This is a genomic window from Saccharothrix syringae, from assembly GCF_009498035.1.
Classification (GTDB): domain Bacteria; phylum Actinomycetota; class Actinomycetes; order Mycobacteriales; family Pseudonocardiaceae; genus Actinosynnema; species Actinosynnema syringae.
The window spans coordinates 7,082,757-7,099,837 of sequence record NZ_CP034550.1 but is presented as its reverse complement, the minus strand read 5'-3'; the positions used below and the strand labels follow the sequence as shown (position 1 = coordinate 7,099,837).

The 17,081-nt window shown below is 73.7% G+C and carries 16 protein-coding genes; 8 read left to right on the top strand and 8 right to left on the bottom strand.

Going from position 1 to position 17,081, the window contains the following annotated elements; genetic code table 11:
- Nucleotides 1–191 precede the first annotated feature (191 nt).
- A complete protein-coding gene (gene ligA, locus EKG83_RS30105) occupies nt 192–2,183 on the bottom strand; it encodes an NAD-dependent DNA ligase LigA (RefSeq protein ID WP_033430307.1) in 1,992 nt (663 codons plus the stop codon).
- A 70-nt stretch (nt 2,184–2,253) separates the two neighbouring features.
- Between ligA and EKG83_RS30100 the strand changes: the two genes are divergently transcribed.
- Both EKG83_RS30100 and EKG83_RS30095 read left to right on the top strand, forming a co-directional pair.
- Nucleotides 2,254–2,805, top strand: coding sequence for a cysteine hydrolase family protein (locus tag EKG83_RS30100; RefSeq protein ID WP_194282949.1), 552 nt, complete (start codon nt 2,254–2,256; stop codon nt 2,803–2,805).
- 240 nt (nt 2,806–3,045) lie between these two features.
- On the top strand, nt 3,046–3,276 hold the full coding sequence (locus EKG83_RS30095) for a hypothetical protein (RefSeq protein WP_033430240.1): 231 nt from the start codon (nt 3,046–3,048) through the stop codon (nt 3,274–3,276).
- Between the two features lie 41 nt (nt 3,277–3,317).
- Here the strand turns inward: EKG83_RS30095 and EKG83_RS30090 are convergent, their stop codons facing one another.
- The 3 genes from EKG83_RS30090 to EKG83_RS47155 form a co-directional block, all read right to left on the bottom strand.
- Complete coding sequence (locus tag EKG83_RS30090; RefSeq protein WP_051765433.1) at nt 3,318–4,361, bottom strand: LacI family DNA-binding transcriptional regulator; 1,044 nt, start codon at nt 4,359–4,361, stop codon at nt 3,318–3,320.
- A gap of 120 nt (nt 4,362–4,481) precedes the next feature.
- Nucleotides 4,482–5,447 (bottom strand): SGNH/GDSL hydrolase family protein, encoded by a 966-nt coding sequence (locus tag EKG83_RS30085; RefSeq protein ID WP_211269060.1) that lies wholly within the window; start codon nt 5,445–5,447, stop codon nt 4,482–4,484.
- Between the two features lie 308 nt (nt 5,448–5,755).
- Entirely contained in the window at nt 5,756–6,286 is a 531-nt protein-coding gene (locus tag EKG83_RS47155) for an RICIN domain-containing protein (protein WP_170191817.1), read from the bottom strand.
- Nucleotides 6,287–6,719: 433 nt separating this feature from the next.
- On the opposite strand from EKG83_RS47155, the gene EKG83_RS30075 reads away from it, so the two are divergent.
- Nucleotides 6,720–7,712: an XRE family transcriptional regulator gene (locus EKG83_RS30075; RefSeq protein WP_033430238.1), complete on the top strand. Its 993-nt coding sequence runs from the start codon at nt 6,720–6,722 to the stop codon at nt 7,710–7,712.
- Nucleotides 7,713–7,715: 3 nt separating this feature from the next.
- On the opposite strand, the gene EKG83_RS30070 is transcribed toward EKG83_RS30075, so the two are convergent.
- The 3 genes from EKG83_RS30070 to EKG83_RS30060 all read right to left on the bottom strand — a co-directional run bounded on the left by EKG83_RS30070 (nt 7,716) and on the right by EKG83_RS30060 (nt 10,619).
- Nucleotides 7,716–8,876 carry a right-handed parallel beta-helix repeat-containing protein gene (locus tag EKG83_RS30070; protein ID WP_228122278.1) on the bottom strand — a complete coding sequence of 387 codons (1,161 nt, stop codon included), beginning with the start codon at nt 8,874–8,876 and terminating at the stop codon, nt 7,716–7,718.
- Between the two features lie 149 nt (nt 8,877–9,025).
- A complete protein-coding gene (locus EKG83_RS30065) occupies nt 9,026–10,177 on the bottom strand; it encodes a hypothetical protein (RefSeq protein WP_153278542.1) in 1,152 nt (383 codons plus the stop codon).
- Nucleotides 10,178–10,250: 73 nt separating this feature from the next.
- Nucleotides 10,251–10,619, bottom strand: a complete 369-nt coding sequence (locus tag EKG83_RS30060) for a hypothetical protein (protein ID WP_153278541.1) — start codon at nt 10,617–10,619, stop codon at nt 10,251–10,253.
- A 206-nt stretch (nt 10,620–10,825) separates the two neighbouring features.
- On the opposite strand from EKG83_RS30060, the gene EKG83_RS30055 reads away from it, so the two are divergent.
- Nucleotides 10,826–11,008, top strand: a complete 183-nt coding sequence (locus EKG83_RS30055) for a hypothetical protein (RefSeq protein WP_033430235.1) — start codon at nt 10,826–10,828, stop codon at nt 11,006–11,008.
- A gap of 199 nt (nt 11,009–11,207) precedes the next feature.
- On the opposite strand, the gene EKG83_RS30050 is transcribed toward EKG83_RS30055, so the two are convergent.
- Nucleotides 11,208–12,110: a DMT family transporter gene (locus EKG83_RS30050; protein WP_033430234.1), complete on the bottom strand. Its 903-nt coding sequence runs from the start codon at nt 12,108–12,110 to the stop codon at nt 11,208–11,210.
- Between the two features lie 73 nt (nt 12,111–12,183).
- Here EKG83_RS30050 and EKG83_RS30045 point away from each other — a divergent pair, with 73 nt between their 5' ends.
- The 4 genes from EKG83_RS30045 to EKG83_RS30030 all read left to right on the top strand — a co-directional run bounded on the left by EKG83_RS30045 (nt 12,184) and on the right by EKG83_RS30030 (nt 17,075).
- A complete protein-coding gene (locus EKG83_RS30045) occupies nt 12,184–13,095 on the top strand; it encodes a LysR family transcriptional regulator (protein WP_033430233.1) in 912 nt (303 codons plus the stop codon).
- A gap of 114 nt (nt 13,096–13,209) precedes the next feature.
- Complete coding sequence (locus EKG83_RS30040) at nt 13,210–13,965, top strand: AfsR/SARP family transcriptional regulator (RefSeq protein ID WP_033430232.1); 756 nt, start codon at nt 13,210–13,212, stop codon at nt 13,963–13,965.
- 90 nt (nt 13,966–14,055) lie between these two features.
- On the top strand, nt 14,056–14,247 hold the full coding sequence (locus EKG83_RS30035) for a DUF6229 family protein (protein WP_033430231.1): 192 nt from the start codon (nt 14,056–14,058) through the stop codon (nt 14,245–14,247).
- Between the two features lie 2 nt (nt 14,248–14,249).
- On the top strand, nt 14,250–17,075 hold the full coding sequence (locus EKG83_RS30030; protein WP_051765429.1) for a type 2 lanthipeptide synthetase LanM family protein: 2,826 nt from the start codon (nt 14,250–14,252) through the stop codon (nt 17,073–17,075).
- Nucleotides 17,076–17,081: the final 6 nt, after the last annotated feature.

The window sequence follows — 17,081 nt, the reverse complement described above, 5'->3', positions numbered from 1 at the left end:
GGGTCCCACCTGGCTTTTCCGGTTAGTCGACCGGGGCGGGCGGAAGAGCCGGGGAAGTCATCCGGCGGAAATCCCGCCCCTTTTTCGCACTCTGCACTTTCGGACCTGGACAAGTCCCCGGAAGTGCTACTCCCGACCCGTTCCGGCCGCCGGGCCGGTCCCGCCGACGGCGGAACCGGCCGTTCCCGCCCCTACGCGACCCCGGCGTCGATCAGCTGCTGCCAGATCACCGACTGGTCGACCACCTCGACACCCAGCTTCCCGGCCTTGGTCAGCTTGCTCGCGCCGACGTCCGCCCCGGTGATCAGGTAGTCGGTGTTGGCCGACACCGACGTCGCGGTGGTCGCGCCGGCCTTCTCGCACAGCCGCTGGAAGGTCGGCCGCGGCACCTTCTCGCCCGAGCGCGGGTCGTTGATCGCGCCGGTGACCACCACCGTCTTCCCGGCCAGCGGCGCGTCGGAGGCCACCACGGGCGGCAGGTCCTCCTCCCGCACGTCCAGCGACACCCCGGCCCGCCGCAGCCGCTCCAGCTCGGGCCGCAGCCGGCCCAGGTGCTCGATCAGCGACGCGGCGACCTTCGGCCCGATGTCCTCCACGGCCACCAGGCGCTCCTCGCCCGCGTCGGCGACCTCCTCCAGCGAGCCGAACCCCGCGCGGCACAGCCGGGTGGCGGTGCCCTCCGAGGCCATCGGGATCGCCAGCCCGATCAGCGCCCGGCGCAGCCCGACCCCGCGGCTCGCGGCGATCGAGTCGATCATGCGCGTCGCCGAGGTCTCGCCGATGCGGTCGAACTCCAGCAACTGCTCCCTGGTCAACGCGTAGAAGTCCGACGGGTGCTCCAGCAACCCGGCTTCGGCCAGCCGCTCGATCCACACCGGACCGACCGCCTCGATGTCCGCCGCCGCCCGCGACGCCCAGTGGATGAGCCTGCGCACCGCCTGCGCCGGGCAGGCGAGGTTGGTGCAGAACAGCTCGCGGCTGTTGCCCTGCTCGACCACCGCCTGCCCGCACGACGGGCACGCCACCGGCGGCACGATCTCGCGCTCGGCGCCCGTGCGCCTGGACTCGTCGAGCACCCCGGCCACGAACGGGATCACGTCACCGGCCCGCCGGACCAGCACCGTGTCGCCGATCCGGACGCCGCGGGCGCGGATCACCTCCTGGTTGGCCAGCGTCGCGCGGGTGACCGTCGTCCCGCCCACGAACACCGGCTCCAGGTAGGCGACCGGGACGACCTTGCCCGTCTTGCCCACGTCCCACACCACGTCGAGCAGCAGCGTGGTCTTCTCCTCGGCGGCGAACTTGAACGCCAGCGCGCCGCGCGGCGAGTTCGACCGCGTCCCGGCGGCCGCGTAGGCGTTGCGGTCGGCCAGCCGCAGCACCGCGCCGTCCAGGTCGTAGTCCAGGTCGTTGCGCCGCGCCTCGATCGCGGAGATCACCGCCTGCGCCGCCCCGGCGTCCGAGCAGTGCTCCATGTCGGCCACGGCGAACCCGAGCGCGTGCAACCCCCGCTCCAGGTCGGCCTCGGCGCCGCCCTCGGAGGTGTCCAGGTCGAACGCGAAGAACCGCAGGCGCCGGCCCGCGACCGTGGCCGGGTCCTTGGCGCGCAGCGTGCCCGCCGCCGCGTTGCGCGGGTTGATCAGCGGCTTGTCCGGGTGCGCGGCGTTGTAGGCGGCGAACGTGGAGCGCAGCATCACCGCTTCGCCGCGCACCTCCACCCGCCCCGGCGCGTCGACCCGGTCGGGCACCCCGTCGGCCAGCGCCCGCACCAGCGGGGTCACGTCGTCACCGGTCGTGCCGTCCCCGCGGGTGACCGCGCGGGCCAGCCGACCGTCCTCGTAGACCAGGGCCAGCGACAGGCCGTCCAGCTTCGGCATGACCACCACGGGCTGACCGGGGAAGCGGTCGAAGAACGCGGCGACCTGCTCGGGCGTGGTCGCCTTCTCCAGCGACAGCATCGGGCGCGAGTGCCGCACCGGGGCGTGCAGCACCGCCGGCGCGCCGACCTGCTCCAGCGGGTTCGGGTCGGGCGCCAGCTCCGGGTTCGCCTCGACCAGACCGCGCAACTCGTCCTCGATCGCGTCGTACTCCGCGTCCGCCACCAGCGGCGAACCCCGGTAGTAGGCGTCGCGCAGCACCACGACCTGGTCGGCGAGTTCCCGAATGCGTTCCACAGCGTCCACGGCGCGCACGCTACCGGTGCGCACCGACAACCCGACGTCCCCTTGAGGACCCCCGATAGGCTGACGGGCCGTGAACACCGCACTGGTGGTCGTGGACGTCCAGGAGCTGCTGCTCCCGCTCGTGTGGCGCGGCGAGGAGCTGGCGGACCGGATCGCCGCGCTGGCCCGCGCCGCCCGGCGCGCCGGCGCCCCGGTCGTCGCGCTGCGGCAGGTCGGCCCGCCGGGCACGGACTTCGACCCCGCGTCCCCGGGCACGCGGCTCAGCCCGCGCCTGTGCCTGGAACCGACCGACGTGGTGATCGACAAGACCGCCACCGACGCGTTCTACCGCACCGACCTCGCCGCCGTGCTCGCCGAGCGGCGCGTGGACACCCTCGTGCTGACCGGCGTGGCCACCGACTACTGCGTCGACGCGACCGCGCGGTCCGCGCTCAGCCACGGCCTGGACGTCGTCCTGGTCAGCGACGGGCACGCACCCGCCGCCGACGGCGACCCCCGGGCCGGGCTGACCGCGGAACAGGTCGTCGACCGGCACAACCGGCTCCTGGCCGGCGCCGTCCACCCCGGAGGGACGCTGGGCCTCCGGCCGGCGGCGGACGTCGTGTTCACCCGCCGGGGGTAGCCGCTCGTCGGGAGCGGTCGGCGTGCCCGGCGGCCCGCTGCGCGAACGTGCGGGCCGGGCGACCCGGCCGATGTCGTGCTCGGCGTCCTCGCGCGAGGCCCCGATGGCCGCCAACCGCGCGGCCTGCTCGCGCGCAATCCGGACGAACGCGATGTCGCACCCCAGAACCTCGCCCGGGACCGCGATCCGCTCGCGCGTGGTCAGCGCCTGCGGCCCGGTCAGGGTGTAGGCGCGGCCCGCGTGCCCGTCCTCCACCAGCGCGGTCGCGGCGACCGCCCCGATGTCGGCCACGTGCACCACGCCTCCGCGCGGATCGAGTCGGCCCGGGTCAACGCGTTGGCCATGAACTCCTGGGCCTCCAGGCGCGTCCACTCCGCCCCGGAGCCCGCCACGGCCCGCTCCGCCGGCCCGGCGCACCCGCCCCGCGGCAACGCCGGGAGCTCAAGCGAACCGGAGGTCGAGGCGCCGTGACCCGGGCGGCCGAGAGCGCCGTGGGGGGTGGTGCGGGTCGGTCAGCGGCGCGGCGGGGCGGTGCTGGCGCGCACGACCAGCTCCGTCGACAGCACCAGCCGGTTCTGCGGCAGGTCCTTGCCCTGGGCCAGGTCGATCACCATGCCGGTGGCGGTGGCGGCCATGTCGCTCAGCGGCTGCCGGACGGTGGTCAGGGCGGGGATCAGCCACTGCGCGGACGGCAGGTCGTCGAACCCCACCACGCTCAGGTCGTCGGGGATGCGCAACCCCGCCTCGTGCACGGCCTGGTACACCCCCAGCGCCTCGCTCTCGTTGCAGGTGAAGACCGCGGTCGGGGGGTCGGGCAGGCGCAGCAGCTCGCGGGTGTGGTGCAGGCCGTCGGCGCTGAGGAAGCGGCCCTCGCGGACCAGGTCCGGGTCCGCGGGCACGCCCGCGGCGTCCATGGCGGCGCGGTAGCCGTCCAGGCGGGCCCGGCTGGACAGCATGTCGTGCGGGCCCGTGATCACGCCGATGCGCCGGTGCCCCAGCTCCAGCAGGTGGCGGGTGGCCGCCAGGCCGCCGCTCCAGTTCTCCGCGCCCACCGACGGCACGCCGTGCGCGGGTTCCCCGGTCGGGTCGACCAGGACGACCGGGATGTCGCGGCTGCGCAACTGGTCGTGCTGCGCGGCGGTGGGGCCCGCGAAGACGGCGATCACCCCGGTGGGCCGGCGGGCCAGCACGCCGTCGACCCAGCTGCGGCCCGGGGTGTGCCTGCCGTGCAGCTCGGTGAGGGTGATGGTCAGGCCGTGCTCGCCGGCGACCCGCTCGACGCCCCTGATGACCTCGATGGAGTACGCGCCCGCCAGCTCGTGCAGCACCACGTCCACCAGCGGCGAGCTGCTGACCTTCTTCTGCCGCCGGTAGCCCTGCTCGCGGAGCACGCCCTCCACCAGGGCGCGGGTGTGCGCGGCGACCTCGGCGTGCCCGTTGATCACCTTGGAGACCGTCGCCGCCGACACGCCCGCCAGCTCGGCGATCCGGGCGATGGTGATGCCCGGGACGCCGGTGGCCGAGTTGCCCTGGGACGAGTTGCCGGTGGAGGTCATGGCTGCACTTCTACCAGGAGCCCCGGGGACGGCGGTCATGATCCGTTGCCGAACGGGCCGGTCGGCACGGCCGCCGCCGGCGCCCGGTGACCGGCCGGGTTGAGGTGCAGGTGCAGGTGGTCACCGCACTCGTCGGCGGGCCGCGGCGTCGAAGTCGACCACCGCGTCGAACCGCCCGGACGCGCGGACCCGGTCGTTGACCGCCCGCCGCGCCGACTCCCGGTGACCGGCCGGGTCGTTGACGCCCTCGAACACCACCAGCCACGCCACCTCGCTCTGCGCCGGCACGTCGCGGTCGAGGCGGGCCAGCGCGTTGGGGCCCTTGCCGTCGTTGAGCACCCGGTTGCCGCCCGCGCCCTGGTTGAGTACGGCGACACCGGCGGGCAGCCGGTCCTGGAGCAGGTCGGGCCACCAGTCGTTGCCGTTGGTGGTGGAGCCGCGGCCGTCGGTCAGCGAGTCGCCCAGGACCACCACCGCCACGGTGCCGCTGGCGGCCTCCACCTCCACGCCGCTGAGGAAGTACCAGTGGTCGGTGGGGGTGGCGCCGGGCAAGTCCGGCACGGTGACGTGGTCGTCCGCCGGCAGGTGGCTGGTGGTGCGGGAACCGGGGTGCGAGGTGATCTCGCCCGAGGCCCGGCCCGGCGCCAGGTAGGTGGTGACCGTCAGGTTGGCCCGCGAGGCGAGCGGGAGGTCCACCGGGTCGGACACGACATGCGCGCCCACCGGGACCACCGCGGAGCCCCTGCCGTGGAAAGTGACGGCGCGCACCGCGCCCGGCCGGACTGACGCCGCCCCGGCCCGATCGCCCTCCGGCAGCGCCACCGCCATCGCGGTCAGCGACAGCGGCGCGCCGCTGAAGGCGTTGGAGAACCGCAGCCGGAGCCGGTCACCGCCGACCGAGACCCGCACGGTCTGGCGCAGGGTGGTGTCGGCCAGGACCAGCCCGTCCCAGGTGAACCGCGGGGGCGGCATGTCGCCCGGTTCGGTGGGCTGCGGCATCGCCGCCCAGGTACCCGCCCACCGCGGCCAGGCCGCCCGGCCCACCCTGCTGGCCGGGGCGGTGACGGCGGTGAGCGTCGTGGCCATGGTGGATCTCCGAGAGGTTTGAAACATTCGGACTTGATTTCTAAAATTTCAGGACGAGTATGAGATGTGCCGTCCGACCTCGTCAAGAAAGCCCTGTCGCGCAAGTAGTAGGGTTGGTACTGGCGAAACTTTCGAACCTCCTCCTCCGATTGTTGGTGCAGACCGCCCCACGAGACCGGCGGTCTGCGCGGGAACCCTCCCCGGTCTTGGCGTCGAGACGGCACCTTGTCCGCCCAACACGGGTTGCCCGCTGCGGTCGGGCGGTCGGAGGTGGTGCGGTCGACGCGGTTGCGCGAACTGTGGGTCGGCTACCTCAGCCACTGCTGTGACGACCTGTTGTTGCACCCCCAGAGCTGAATCTGCCGACCTGCCGAGAAATTGGCATCGGGTACGTCGATGCAGTACTGGTAGTCGCTGTGCGTGGCAATCGCATTCCCTCCGCTCGGGTGGTAGAAGAAGAACCACCGCTGGGAGTCGCTGCCATCGCAGTCGTTGACCTTGATGGGATTCCCGTAACCCCGTTCCCCGTTGAAGTCGAGGCACAGCCCGCTGGAGTACGCGGGGTGCAGGTAGGTGCCGCCCTCGCGGGCCCCCTCAGTCACCCAGTACTGGTTACCGCCGCCGGTGTCCTGCCAGAGCACGACCGGGGTGCCGTGACCGCCGAAGTTCGACGCGTCCATGACGAAAATGCTCTGCGACGCCCACCATTTGATCACTTCCCGGGTCGTGGGAGGAGTGGCGTCGGTCGATTCGGCGAGCGGTGCGGCCGAGGCGGCACCGCTCGCGGTGGGAGCGCTCAAAAACAATGCGATGGCGCTGATGGTGCCTCGTAAGTGCATGGGGTTCACCTTGTTTTCGGAAATCGTGGTTGCCGGACCCGTTCTGATTGCCTGCGATGCTGCCGCCTGGCCCCGGCACCGACAAGGCCGGCGTCTGTTCGGCTGTGTTCGGAACAGCATTCGCGGTGTGCCGAACCGATGTGAACGCGAATTACGGCGGTGCTGCCGGTTCCGGCGCCCGCGCCATCGTCGGCATGTGCGGCGGGCCCGCCCGGGTAAGCGAGGGGCCCACCACCGGACCGCGGGCCGACGGGACGGTGCGGGTGAGTCGCGTCGAAGGCCCTTCCGGCACTTCCGCCGCGCAGCCGTCCGCATCACCACCTGCCGCATCAATGCGGACGGGGATCCTGCTACCGGGTGATTCCGAGGTGGGAGCCGGGGCGCGAGATCGCGGTTGGTGGTCGTACCGGTGCCGTCACGCCATCCTGGGGGTGTGAGCGACGATGCCGGGCACGAGTCGATCGAAGCTCCCTCTCCCGCCGGTGCCCGGACACCGGCCGAGTTCGTGGCGGCGCTGCGGGCGCTGCGGATCTGGTCGGGACTGACCTATCGGCAGGTGCAGAGCAAGGCGGCTGCCTTGGGCGAGGTCCTGCCGGCCAGCACGTTGGCCACGGCCCTGGCACGCGCCACCCTGCCGCGCGCGGAGTTCGTCACGACGTTGGTGCGTGCCTGCGGGCTCGGTGACGACGAGGTCCGGCAGTGGGTGAGGGTTCGGAACGAGCTGGCCCTCGGCACGGCGACCGCGGCTTCGGAAACCGGGGCGCCCGAGTTGGCGAGGCCGTTCCCCGAGGCGGGGCAAGCGGCACCGGAGGTCGCCGCCGCGCCGCCGAGGCGGCGGGCGTCGGCGCTGGCGCTGGTCGTGTTGTGCCTGGTGGCAGCTCTGACGGGCGTCTACTTGGTGATCAGCAGCGCGCCCCCCGCATCGGACCCCGACACCGCGTTCGTGCCGATCCCGGGTCTGCCCCTGACCGCCGTCGGCAGCTGGGCCCTGCTGCACCCGGCGGCGGCACCTGACCGCTGCGTCACCGAGGGCCGCGACCGCACCGGCGCCTACAGCCAGGCGATCGCGGCCCTGGGGGCGTGCACGCAGGTCTTGCCGCGCACGTACCTGCGGCCCGCCCGCCGCGACCTGGTCCACATCGAGTGGCACCACCCGGAACACGGCATCGGGTGCCTCACCGTCCGGGAGCACGGGGAGGCGCGGAACCTGCTGGAGCCGTGGCCGAACTGCGAAGCGGGCGACGGGCAGCTGTTCCGCCTGGACCCCGTGGACGGCGGTCGGTACCGGTTGCGGCCGGTGCACTCCGACCTGTGCGTGGGATTGCGCGAGGAGCGGGCCGAGGACGGCGCGGAACTGTGGCACGGCCCGTGCACGGGCCGTGCCGACCAGGAGTTCACGGTGGAACTCCTCTCACCCCCGGCGTGAGGTTCACACGCCTGCACTGACGGTCACGCCCGTGGAGGCCCGCCGAGGTGTGGCCACACCGGTCACGAGGTTGCCCGTGGAGGCGACCACAGCAGTGGTCCCCGCACCCGCCTGGTAGTCCAGTCCGATCCCCCCGCCCTCACCGCGGATGGTGTTGCCCGTCACCGCCACCGCAGCGGCGCCGTAGTTGACCCGCACCGAGACGAACGCGGACACGGTGCCGCTGGGCCCCACGACGCGGTTGCTGTCCACCGTCGAAGCCGCTTCCCCCTGCACGGAGGTCCTGATGCCGAACGAGGCGAAGTCCTCGACGTAGTTGTCCGAGACGCTGCTGCCGAACAGCCGCTCTGCGGCGATGGCGCCAGCGGGGACGTCGTAGACGTGGTTGCGCCCGACGTACCAGCCCGCCGTGTTGTCCAGGTCGATCCCCGCTCTGCCGGCACCGGCGATCCAGTTGTCGGTCAACTGCCAGTCGGTGATCGCGTTGCCCGGATCCTCCACCTTGATGCCACTACCGCCCGACTCCACGAGGTGGTTGGCGCTGATACGGCCGTTCACCTGGGTGTTGCGCAACGCCGTCCCGTTCGCTGACGGGTTGGTCAGCCGGATCCCGTGCCGAGCGGCGCCCAGCACGACGACGTCCTCGACCACCGAGGCCCACGACCTGAGCACCAGTCCGTCGCCGGCGCGGGGATTCGCCTCCCGGTTGCCCTCCAGGGTCAGCGAGCGCAACGTGACTGGCGCTCCGGAGGACTCGGAGTCGTCCAGGTACGAGTCGCTGGCGACCATCGCGGGCAGGTTGGCGCCGTCCGCCTGCCGGATGACGGTCCCGGTACGGGACGTCCCGCGGTAGGAGCGGTCACCGAGCAGGCGGAGCACACCGTCGATCGAGCACCGCCCGGTGATGACGATCTCCGCCCCGACGGGGCTGGCGGAGATCGCCGCGTTGATGTGGTCGTCGTCCGAAACCGAGTCGGTGCACTCCAGGGCGATCGTTCCCGGTTCGGCGGGAAGAGCGGCTGCCACCGCCGGCACCGCGAACGCCAGCATGACCGCCAGCGCCGTTCTACGCATCGCAATCCTCCAGGTCACGTGTCGGGCGCACCACGGGCGCGTCGTGCGGCCTCCTTGCGGACCTTCGCTCGATCCCCGGTCGGCGGGCAACGGAAAGTGCTGTTCGGATGTGTTCCGAACAGGCCGGGGAGCAACGACCGGCCCACCGCCTCGTCCCGACCCCGGTGCGCCGCCAGGACGGGCCGCGGAGCGAGGGGAGAGCCGGCCGGGATCGGTCTTTCCGGCCGGCTCGTGGTGGATCAGAAGCCCGCCCTCCACACGTTGTAGATCATGCGACCGCGCGACTGGAACTCGGTCACCGACCACAGGAGGCCCCGACCGCGTTCGAGCGACAGGTCCTCACCGCCGATAGCGCCGGAGGTCCGCCCGCGCTCCACCAGGTTCGCCCCCGACGGCTCGGCGCGGTACATCCTCGGCGGGGCGCTGCGCGGTGGCCTCCTGCGGTAGCTCTGGTTGAGGTAGTACCAGCGCCCGTCGGACGCGACGCCCTGGACGTGCTTCACCGGCAGGTTCAGCGCGCCGGTGGGCCTGACCTGGGCGCCGTTCGCGAGCGGGCCCAACAGGGTCCCCGTGGCCTGGTAGGAGACCAGGCGTCCGTTGCGGTTGTGGTTGTCCCTGTCGCCGCAGAACTCGCCCACCAGCATGCGGTGGGACGTTCGTTCGACAGACAGGGAGGAGAACCGGGGCCTGGGGTTCCTCCCCCGGCACGCCCCGGTGGTGCCCTGGGTGTTCTTCGCGCGCCAGATCCCGGTTTCGGGCAGCACGTATCCACCCGTCGGCCTGGATCGCACGTCCGCCAGGTCGAAGACCCGGATGCCCACGTAGGTGTCGACCACGTACACGTACTGGCCGTACCAGGCGATTCCGCCCGCGTGGATGGGCACGTTGCTCGGTTCGGCCCCGCGGACCAGATCCAGGTGGGCGTACACCGGCTCCCTGCCTGCTTCCCGCGGCGCGGCCACCGTGATCCGGGACTGCGTTTTCTTGCCCTGGCCCTGGTACCAGCTCACGAGCAGCGGCTTCCACACGCGCCCCTCGGCGTCGGTCCACGCCTCGGCGTCATATGCGTCGGAGACGTGCGACACGCCTTGTGGGATCCAGTTGTTCACACTGGCGTCGGAACGGTCGAAGCAGTATTTCGCATTGACGTTCCTCGTGCCGCGCAGCGCATCGCCGCACGAGCGTCGCGAGTCCAATCGGAACTTGGCGTCAGTGAGGACTTCGCCCACGTCGATCTTTTCGAAAGCGGGTTTCTCGGCGGTGGGCTCGTAGGTGAGCGTGAAGGTGTTCTGCCAGTTGCCGGCCTGGGCTTCTGCCTGTCCGACGGCCACCGTCGACGAGAGCAGTGCGCAGAAGGCCAGGAAACCGGCCGATTTCCATCGTCGTACCACAACGTGTTCCCCTCTTGCGGTTCGGGGTCGCTCACGGTGGCGTGCCGGGCGCCACGTCACCGTGGCGAGGAGTTCACCACCAGTCGGTGCAGCCCAGCAGGCTGTTGCACACCCTGAACAGGACCTCGTCCCGGTCGTTGTAAGAGCCCGACCACGGTGAGTTGATCGGCGTGCCGCCGTCCTCTCGCCGCTGGAGGTAACTGCCCCCGGGGAGGTCCGAGGGGCCGTTGACCCACCACCTGCCGTCGTAGTCGTTGCCGTCCCAAACCCAGGTCTTGCACAGGTTGACGTGCCCGCTGCCCATGTAGAAGTTCGTGCACGCCTGCGCGAGCGGTCCGACTTCAACGGGCCTCGCCGACGCGCTCCCCGCGCCCATCAGGCCGGCCGCCACGACGAAACCGGCGGCGATCGCAGCCGATTTGCCCGACAGTGACACCCTCATGAACTTGCCCCCTCTTGGAACTGGTCGGAATCGGTGCCACCGACGATAGCGGCGATGACAGGGGAAATGGTGTTCGGAAAAGTTCGGAACAGGTGTTCGGGCGTTCCGAACACGCCGGAAGGCCCAGGGGAGACCCCGGGCCTTCCGAGTGCGTCGAGTGGTCAGCCCGCCCGGCAGGTCAGGCTGAGCCAGTTCCGGTTGCCCCCATGCTGGAGGTGGCGGTGACCTTCTGCGGGAACGTCGCCGTGCAGCTCCCGCCCGGGTTCGTGGGTGTGTCAGTGGCGGTCGTCGTGGTCGTGGTGCCGCCGGAGGCTTGGATGACGTCGATGATGCAGCTGGAGCCCTACGCCCATGCCGCCAATAGGCCAGTGGTGCTGGTGTTGCCGTGAAGCCGCCGACGACCGGCACGGCCGGGAACGGGCCGGTGCCCGAGGGCAGGGCGGGCGCGGGTTCAAGGGGGCGAACCGGGCGGTTGAGCAGGATGGGGGAGCGATGGCGGCGGTCGCTCAATCAGGTGCTGCGATGCCTGTAGGTTCGGCTGGCTCGCCAAAAGTTGCCGACGACACCGCCGATAACTTTCAAGAGCGTTCAGCGCCGCGCCGTGCCGACGAACGCCACCGACCCGAGCACCACGAGGCAGCCCGCCAGTTGCGGCGCGCTCGGCCGCTCGCCGAGCAGCGCGACGCCGAGCAGGATCGCGACCACCGGTTGCAGCAGCATCAGCGTCGCGCCGGTCGAGCTGGACAGGCGCGGCAGGGCGGCGCCGATCAGCGTCCAGCCGACGACCTGGCCGACCAGCGCGAGCGCCGCCAGCCACCCGAGGGCCGGCCAGCCCGGCGTGAGGTCCAGCCGGTCGGTGGGCACGCCGATCGCCACGGCGACGACGCCCGCGGACACCGTGGCCAGGCACAGCGTGTGCTCCCGCGCGCCGGGGCCGGTGCTGTGCCGCACCAGCAGCAGGTAGGCCGAGTAGCCGAGGCCCGCGCCCAGGGCGAGCACCGCGCCCAGCACCGGGTCCGGGCCGAACGCGGGCGTCCCGGCCAGCCCGCCCGCCAGCACGATGCCGCACAGCAGCACCGGCACGGCCGCCAGGAACCGCCGCGACGGCCGCTCCCCGTGCACCAGGAACGCCACCGCGGGCACGATGACCACCTGCACCGACAGGATCACCGTGGCCACGCCGGCGCCGACGAGCCCGATGGCGTCGCCCCACAGCACGAAGTCCACGCCCAGCCCGATCCCGGCCAGCAGCGGCAGCAGCACCCGGCGGCGCGCCGTCCCGCGCCTGCGCTCCCACCACACCAGCGCCAGCAGCACCGGCAGCGACAACAGGCAGCGCCAGAACGCGCTGGTGCCGCCGCTGGTCCCGGACACCTTGATGAACAGCGACGACAACGCGATGCAGACGCTGCCCGCGACGGCGAGCAGGGTCGGGTCGAGGCGCCGCGACGCGGGGCGCGCCTGCGCGGGACGTGCTCCGGTGGTGGTCACCGGCCCAGCCTCGACCGCGCGACAGCCAAGCACCAGCGAATGTTCGTGCACGGAACCCGTTAGCATCGCTTCCGTGTTCGGGTTGGAGCGGATGCGCGCGCTGCACGCCGTGGCGACGCACGGGACGGTCGCCGCGGCGGCGTCCGCGCTGCACGTGACCCCGTCCGGGGTGTCCCAGCAGCTGGCGAAGCTGGAGCGGGAGGCCGGGCAGCGGCTGCTGGAGCCCCACGGCCGCAGCGTCCGGCTCACCACCGCCGGGCACGTGCTGGCCCGGCACGCCGAGCGCATCCTGACCCAGGTCGAGCAGGCCCGCACCGAGCTGGAACTGCTGCGCGAGGACGTCACCGGCACGGTGCGCGTCGGCGCCATCCCCACCACGCTGCACGCCCTGCTCCCGCCCGCGCTGGGGCTGCTGCGCGACCGGCACCCCGGCCTGGTGGTCGAGCTGGCGGAGGGCGAGGCCGAGCAGACCCTGCCGCGGCTGGTGGCGGGCGGCCTCGACGTGGCCGTGCTGGACAGCTGGGAGCACCGGCCCGCGGTCGTGCCGCGCACCACGTCCCGCACCACCCTGCTGCACGACGTCGCCGACCTGGTGCTGCCCGCGTCCCACCGGCTGGCGCACCGCAAGGTGGTGGACCTGGCCGAGGTGGACGACCTGCCGTGGATCGGCTGGAGCGCCGGTTCCGGCTGCCTCGACTGGCTCGCGCACGTGCTGCGCCACCACGGCGCGGACAACCGGATCACCTGCACGGTCGGCAACTACCCCACCCAGCTCGCGCTCGTCGCGGGCAACGTGGGCGCCGCCGTGGTGCCGCGCCTGGGCCGGGACTCGGTGCCCGACGGCGTGCGCGTCCTGGCCACCCGCCCCGCCCTCAACCGCACCATCTGCGCGGTCACCCGGGCCGAGGACGACGACCGCGGCGCCACCCGCGCCTGCGTCGACGCCCTCGTCGCCGCCGCGGACCGCTTCCGGCAGCTCGTCTGAACCACCGCCGCTTCGCCGACCCGCAGCGACGTGGCGCCGCCGGCTACACCGGTGCCTCGGGGTGCGACTGAACTGGGAGGGCCGGGGGGCGCTCCACCCACGACGGGGGTTCGGATGGCGATCTTGGTGCTGGGTCGGCCCGCGGTGTCGTCCGGCGAGGTGCTGCGGCACCCGGCGCGGCGGATGGTGCGGGTGCTGCTCGGGGTGCTGGCGGTGCGGGCGAACCGGGCCCTGCCGCTCGACGAGCTGGTGGCGGCGCTGTGGCCGGAGCGACCGCCGCCCTCCGCGGCGGCCAACGTGCGCAACCACCTGGCCGAGCTGCGGCGGCTGCTGCGGGCCGCCGGACCGGACCAGCCGGCCATCGTCACCTCGCGCGACGGGTACCTGCTGGCCGCCGCGCCCGACGGGGTCGACGTGACGCTGTTCCAGCGGCTCGTGCGGGAGGGCCGCGCCCTGCGGCGGCACGGCGCGCACCCGGCGGCGGCCCGCTCCCTGGCCCGCGCGGTCGGGCTGTGGCGCGGCCAGGTGATGGCGGGCCTGCCGGTGCCGGACCTGGTGCGGCCGGACGTGACCGTGCTCGACGAGCAGCGCGTCGTCGCGATCGAGGACCTGGCCGGGGTGCGGCTCGCGCTGGGGCTGCACGAGGAGCTGGTGCCCGAGCTGGCCGGCCTGGTGGTGGAGCACCCGCTGCGGGAGCGGCTGTGGCACCACCTGCTCGCCGCGCTCGCCGCCTCCGGCCGCCGGGCCGAGGCCGTCGCGGTCTACCACCGGCTGGTCCGGGTGCTCGACCGGGAGCTGGGCGTGGCGCCCGACGCGGCCACCCGGCGGCTGTACGAGTCCGTTCGGCACAGCGGGGACTCGGCCCGGTGACCGGGCGGGCACGACGGGGGGACGGCTCGTGTGCGCAACCGTGTGCAGCGCATTTCTACACTCCTGCCTCCCCTGAGGAAAGGAGCGCACATGACCGCTGCGACCCTGCTCGACGCGGAGGAGCTGGTCGCCCGCTGGCGGGCCGGCCTGGACGAGCTCGACAACCCGGCGGGCCCGCTGTTCGCCAACGGCGAGTTCGCCGAGGGCGACATCGTGGCCTGCAACCCGCCCGGCAGCCGGTGCTCGTCCTGCACCGCGTCAGCCCACGTCTACTGCTGCTGACGATGACGGGAACCGAGGTCGGCGAACTCGACCGCACCCTGGAGTGGCTGGTCGGTCCCGCGCTGGACCGGCTGGCCGGGCGACTGGCCGAGGTCGCCGACCTCGGCGCCGCGGAGGCGGGCGCGCTGCTGTCCGCCACCCGCGGCGCACTCGCGGAAACCCTGCGCCGCAAGGTGGTCCGCGTCCTGGTCCTGGAGCTGCACGGCGCCCGCCTGACCGGCCGGCTCACCGCGCCCGACCCGCGGGGCCGCTGGGACGAGTTCCTGCGCCGGGCGGCCGAACCCGCGTTCTGGCACGACCTGACCGCCCACTACCCGCACCTGCTCACCCGGCTGCGCGCCGTGGTGGACAACCGGCTGGGCGCGGCCCTGGCCCTGGCCCGCCGCTTCGCCGCCGACCGGCCGCTGCTGCGCGACCTGCTCGGCACCGACCCGGGCGAGCTGCGGGAGGTCGAGTTCGGCCAGGGCGACAGCCACCGCGGCGGCCACACCGTGACGGTGCTGCGCTGCGCGGGCGGCGTCGTGGTCCACAAGCCGCGGCCCATGGAGGTCGACCGGGAGCTGGCCCGGCTCCTCGCGGTGCTCACCGAGGGCGACGACCGGCCGATCCGGGTGCCCCGCGCGGTGGTGGGCGACGGGTACGGCTGGGCCGAGCACGTCGAGCACCGCCACTGCGCCGACGACGCCGAGCTGGACGCGTTCTACCGCGGCCTGGGCCACTGGCTCGCGGTGATGCGCCTGGTCTCGGGCACCGACCTGCACGCGGAGAACATCATCGCGTGCGGCCCGGTCCCGGTGGTGGTGGACTGCGAGAGCGTCTTCACGCCCCGCCCGCCGCACCCGCCGACGGGCGCGGGCGAGGCCACCGACCTGGTGGCCGAGCAGCTGACCGGCACCGTGCTGCGCACCGGCCTGCTGCCCGGCCGGGGCAGTGGCCTGGGGTGGCGCGGCGTGGACGGCTCGGCCATGGGCGGCCTGCCCGGCGAGCAGCCCGCGATCGGCCTGCCCGACCTGGTGGGCGCGGGCACCGACCAGGCGCGGGTGGCGATCGTGCCGCGCCCGCCCGTGCCGGCCCGCAACCTGCCCGGCCCGCGCCCCCGGCTGGTCCGGCACTGGCCGCGGGTGGTGGCCGGGTTCGACGAGATGGCCGCCCGGATCACCGGCCTGGACCGGGAGGGCCGGCTGGAGCCGCTGCTGGCCCCGTTCGCCGACTGCGTGGTCCGCGTGGTGGTGCGCGACACGGAGGCATACGCCGAGCTGGGGAGGATGCTCTGGCACCCGGCGGGCCTGCACGACCAGCCCGCGGCCGAGGAACGCGCCCGCGCCCTGCTGGCGCGGCACTCGGTCAACACCCGCGGCCCCGGGGCGCCCGAGGTGCACCGCGGCGAGGTCGCCGACCTGCTGGTGGGGGACGTGCCGGTGTTCACCACGACCCCGGCGGAGGGATTCCTGCGCACCGGTGGGGGTTTGGTGTGCGGGCCGCGCGTCGACCAGGTGCGGCTGGCGCTGGAGCGCTGGCGCACCGCGGACCTGGCGCTGGAGCGCCGCATCACGCACGCCGCGCTGGTCAGCGCCTACCTCAACCAGGGCGCGCGGCCGGAGCTGGGGCGGATGGAAGCTGCGGGGGAGCCGGACGCTACCGGGCTGGACGGGCGACGACGTGCCCTGGCGGCCCGGCTGGTGCGCGAACTGGCCGCCGAGGCGGTGCGCGGGTCCGACGGCACCGCGACGTGGTTCGCGCCCATCCTGGACCGCTCCGGCTGGCAGACCACGCCCCTGACCCCCGACCTGTACGGCGGCACGCTCGGCGTCGCCGTGCTGCTCGCGGCCTACCGGCGGGAGGTCGCGGCGGGCCGCGCGGACCCGGTGGCCGAGGTGGAGGAGCTGCTGGCCGGCACGGTGGCCACCGCCCGCCGCACCCAGGTGTGGTGGGCCGACCAGGCGCGGCACACCCGGCGCCGCCCCGACCCGGTCGGCTCCTACATCGGGCTGGGCTCGCAGATCTGGTGCTGGCTGGTGCTGGACCGGCTGGGGCTGCCCGCCGTGGAGGACGCGGTGTTCCTGGCCGGGCAGGTGCCCGCCGCGCTCGCCGCGAGCGAGGGGCCGGACGTGGTGGTCGGCACGGCGGGCGCGATCGTGCCGCTGCTGCTGCTCGCCGAGCGCACCGGCGAGACCCGCTACGCCGACCTGGCCGTCGAGGCCGGTCGCCGGTTGGCCGGGGACGCGGAGGTGGAGGGCGGCCGGGCGCGCTGGCCGGCGCCGACGTGGCCGGAGGGGATCGGCGGGTTCGCCCACGGGGCGACCGGCATCGGCTGGGCGCTGGCGCGGCTGGCCGGGGCAACCGGTGAGGGTGCTTTCGCCGAGCTGGCGCGCGGGGCGGCGGCGTACGAGGAGACCTGGTACGACCCGGGGTCGCGGGCGTGGCGCGATCCGCGGGAGCCGGGGTCGGTGGTCGCGGCCTGGTGCCACGGGGCGGTCGGCATCGGGCTGGCCACCGCGGACCCGGACGTGCTGCGCCGGGCCGCCGCGTCGGGGCTGCGGGACGGGACGGGGTGGACGCACACCCTGTGCCACGGCGACCTGGGCACGTGGGAGTTGCTGGTGCGGGCGCTCGACGAGGGGGTCGCGCCGGACGGGGTGACGCGGGAGGGGCTGGACGCGGCGGTGCTCGGGAGCGTGGAGGAGCACGGGCCCACCACCGGGTTGGCCCGGGAGGTGTACTCGCCGAGCATGATGTCCGGCTCCGGCGGGATCGCCTACCAGTTGCTGCGGATGCACCCCGGCAGCGACCTGCCCTCGGTGCTGCTGCTCGGGGACGGGCCGCGGTGACCGCGC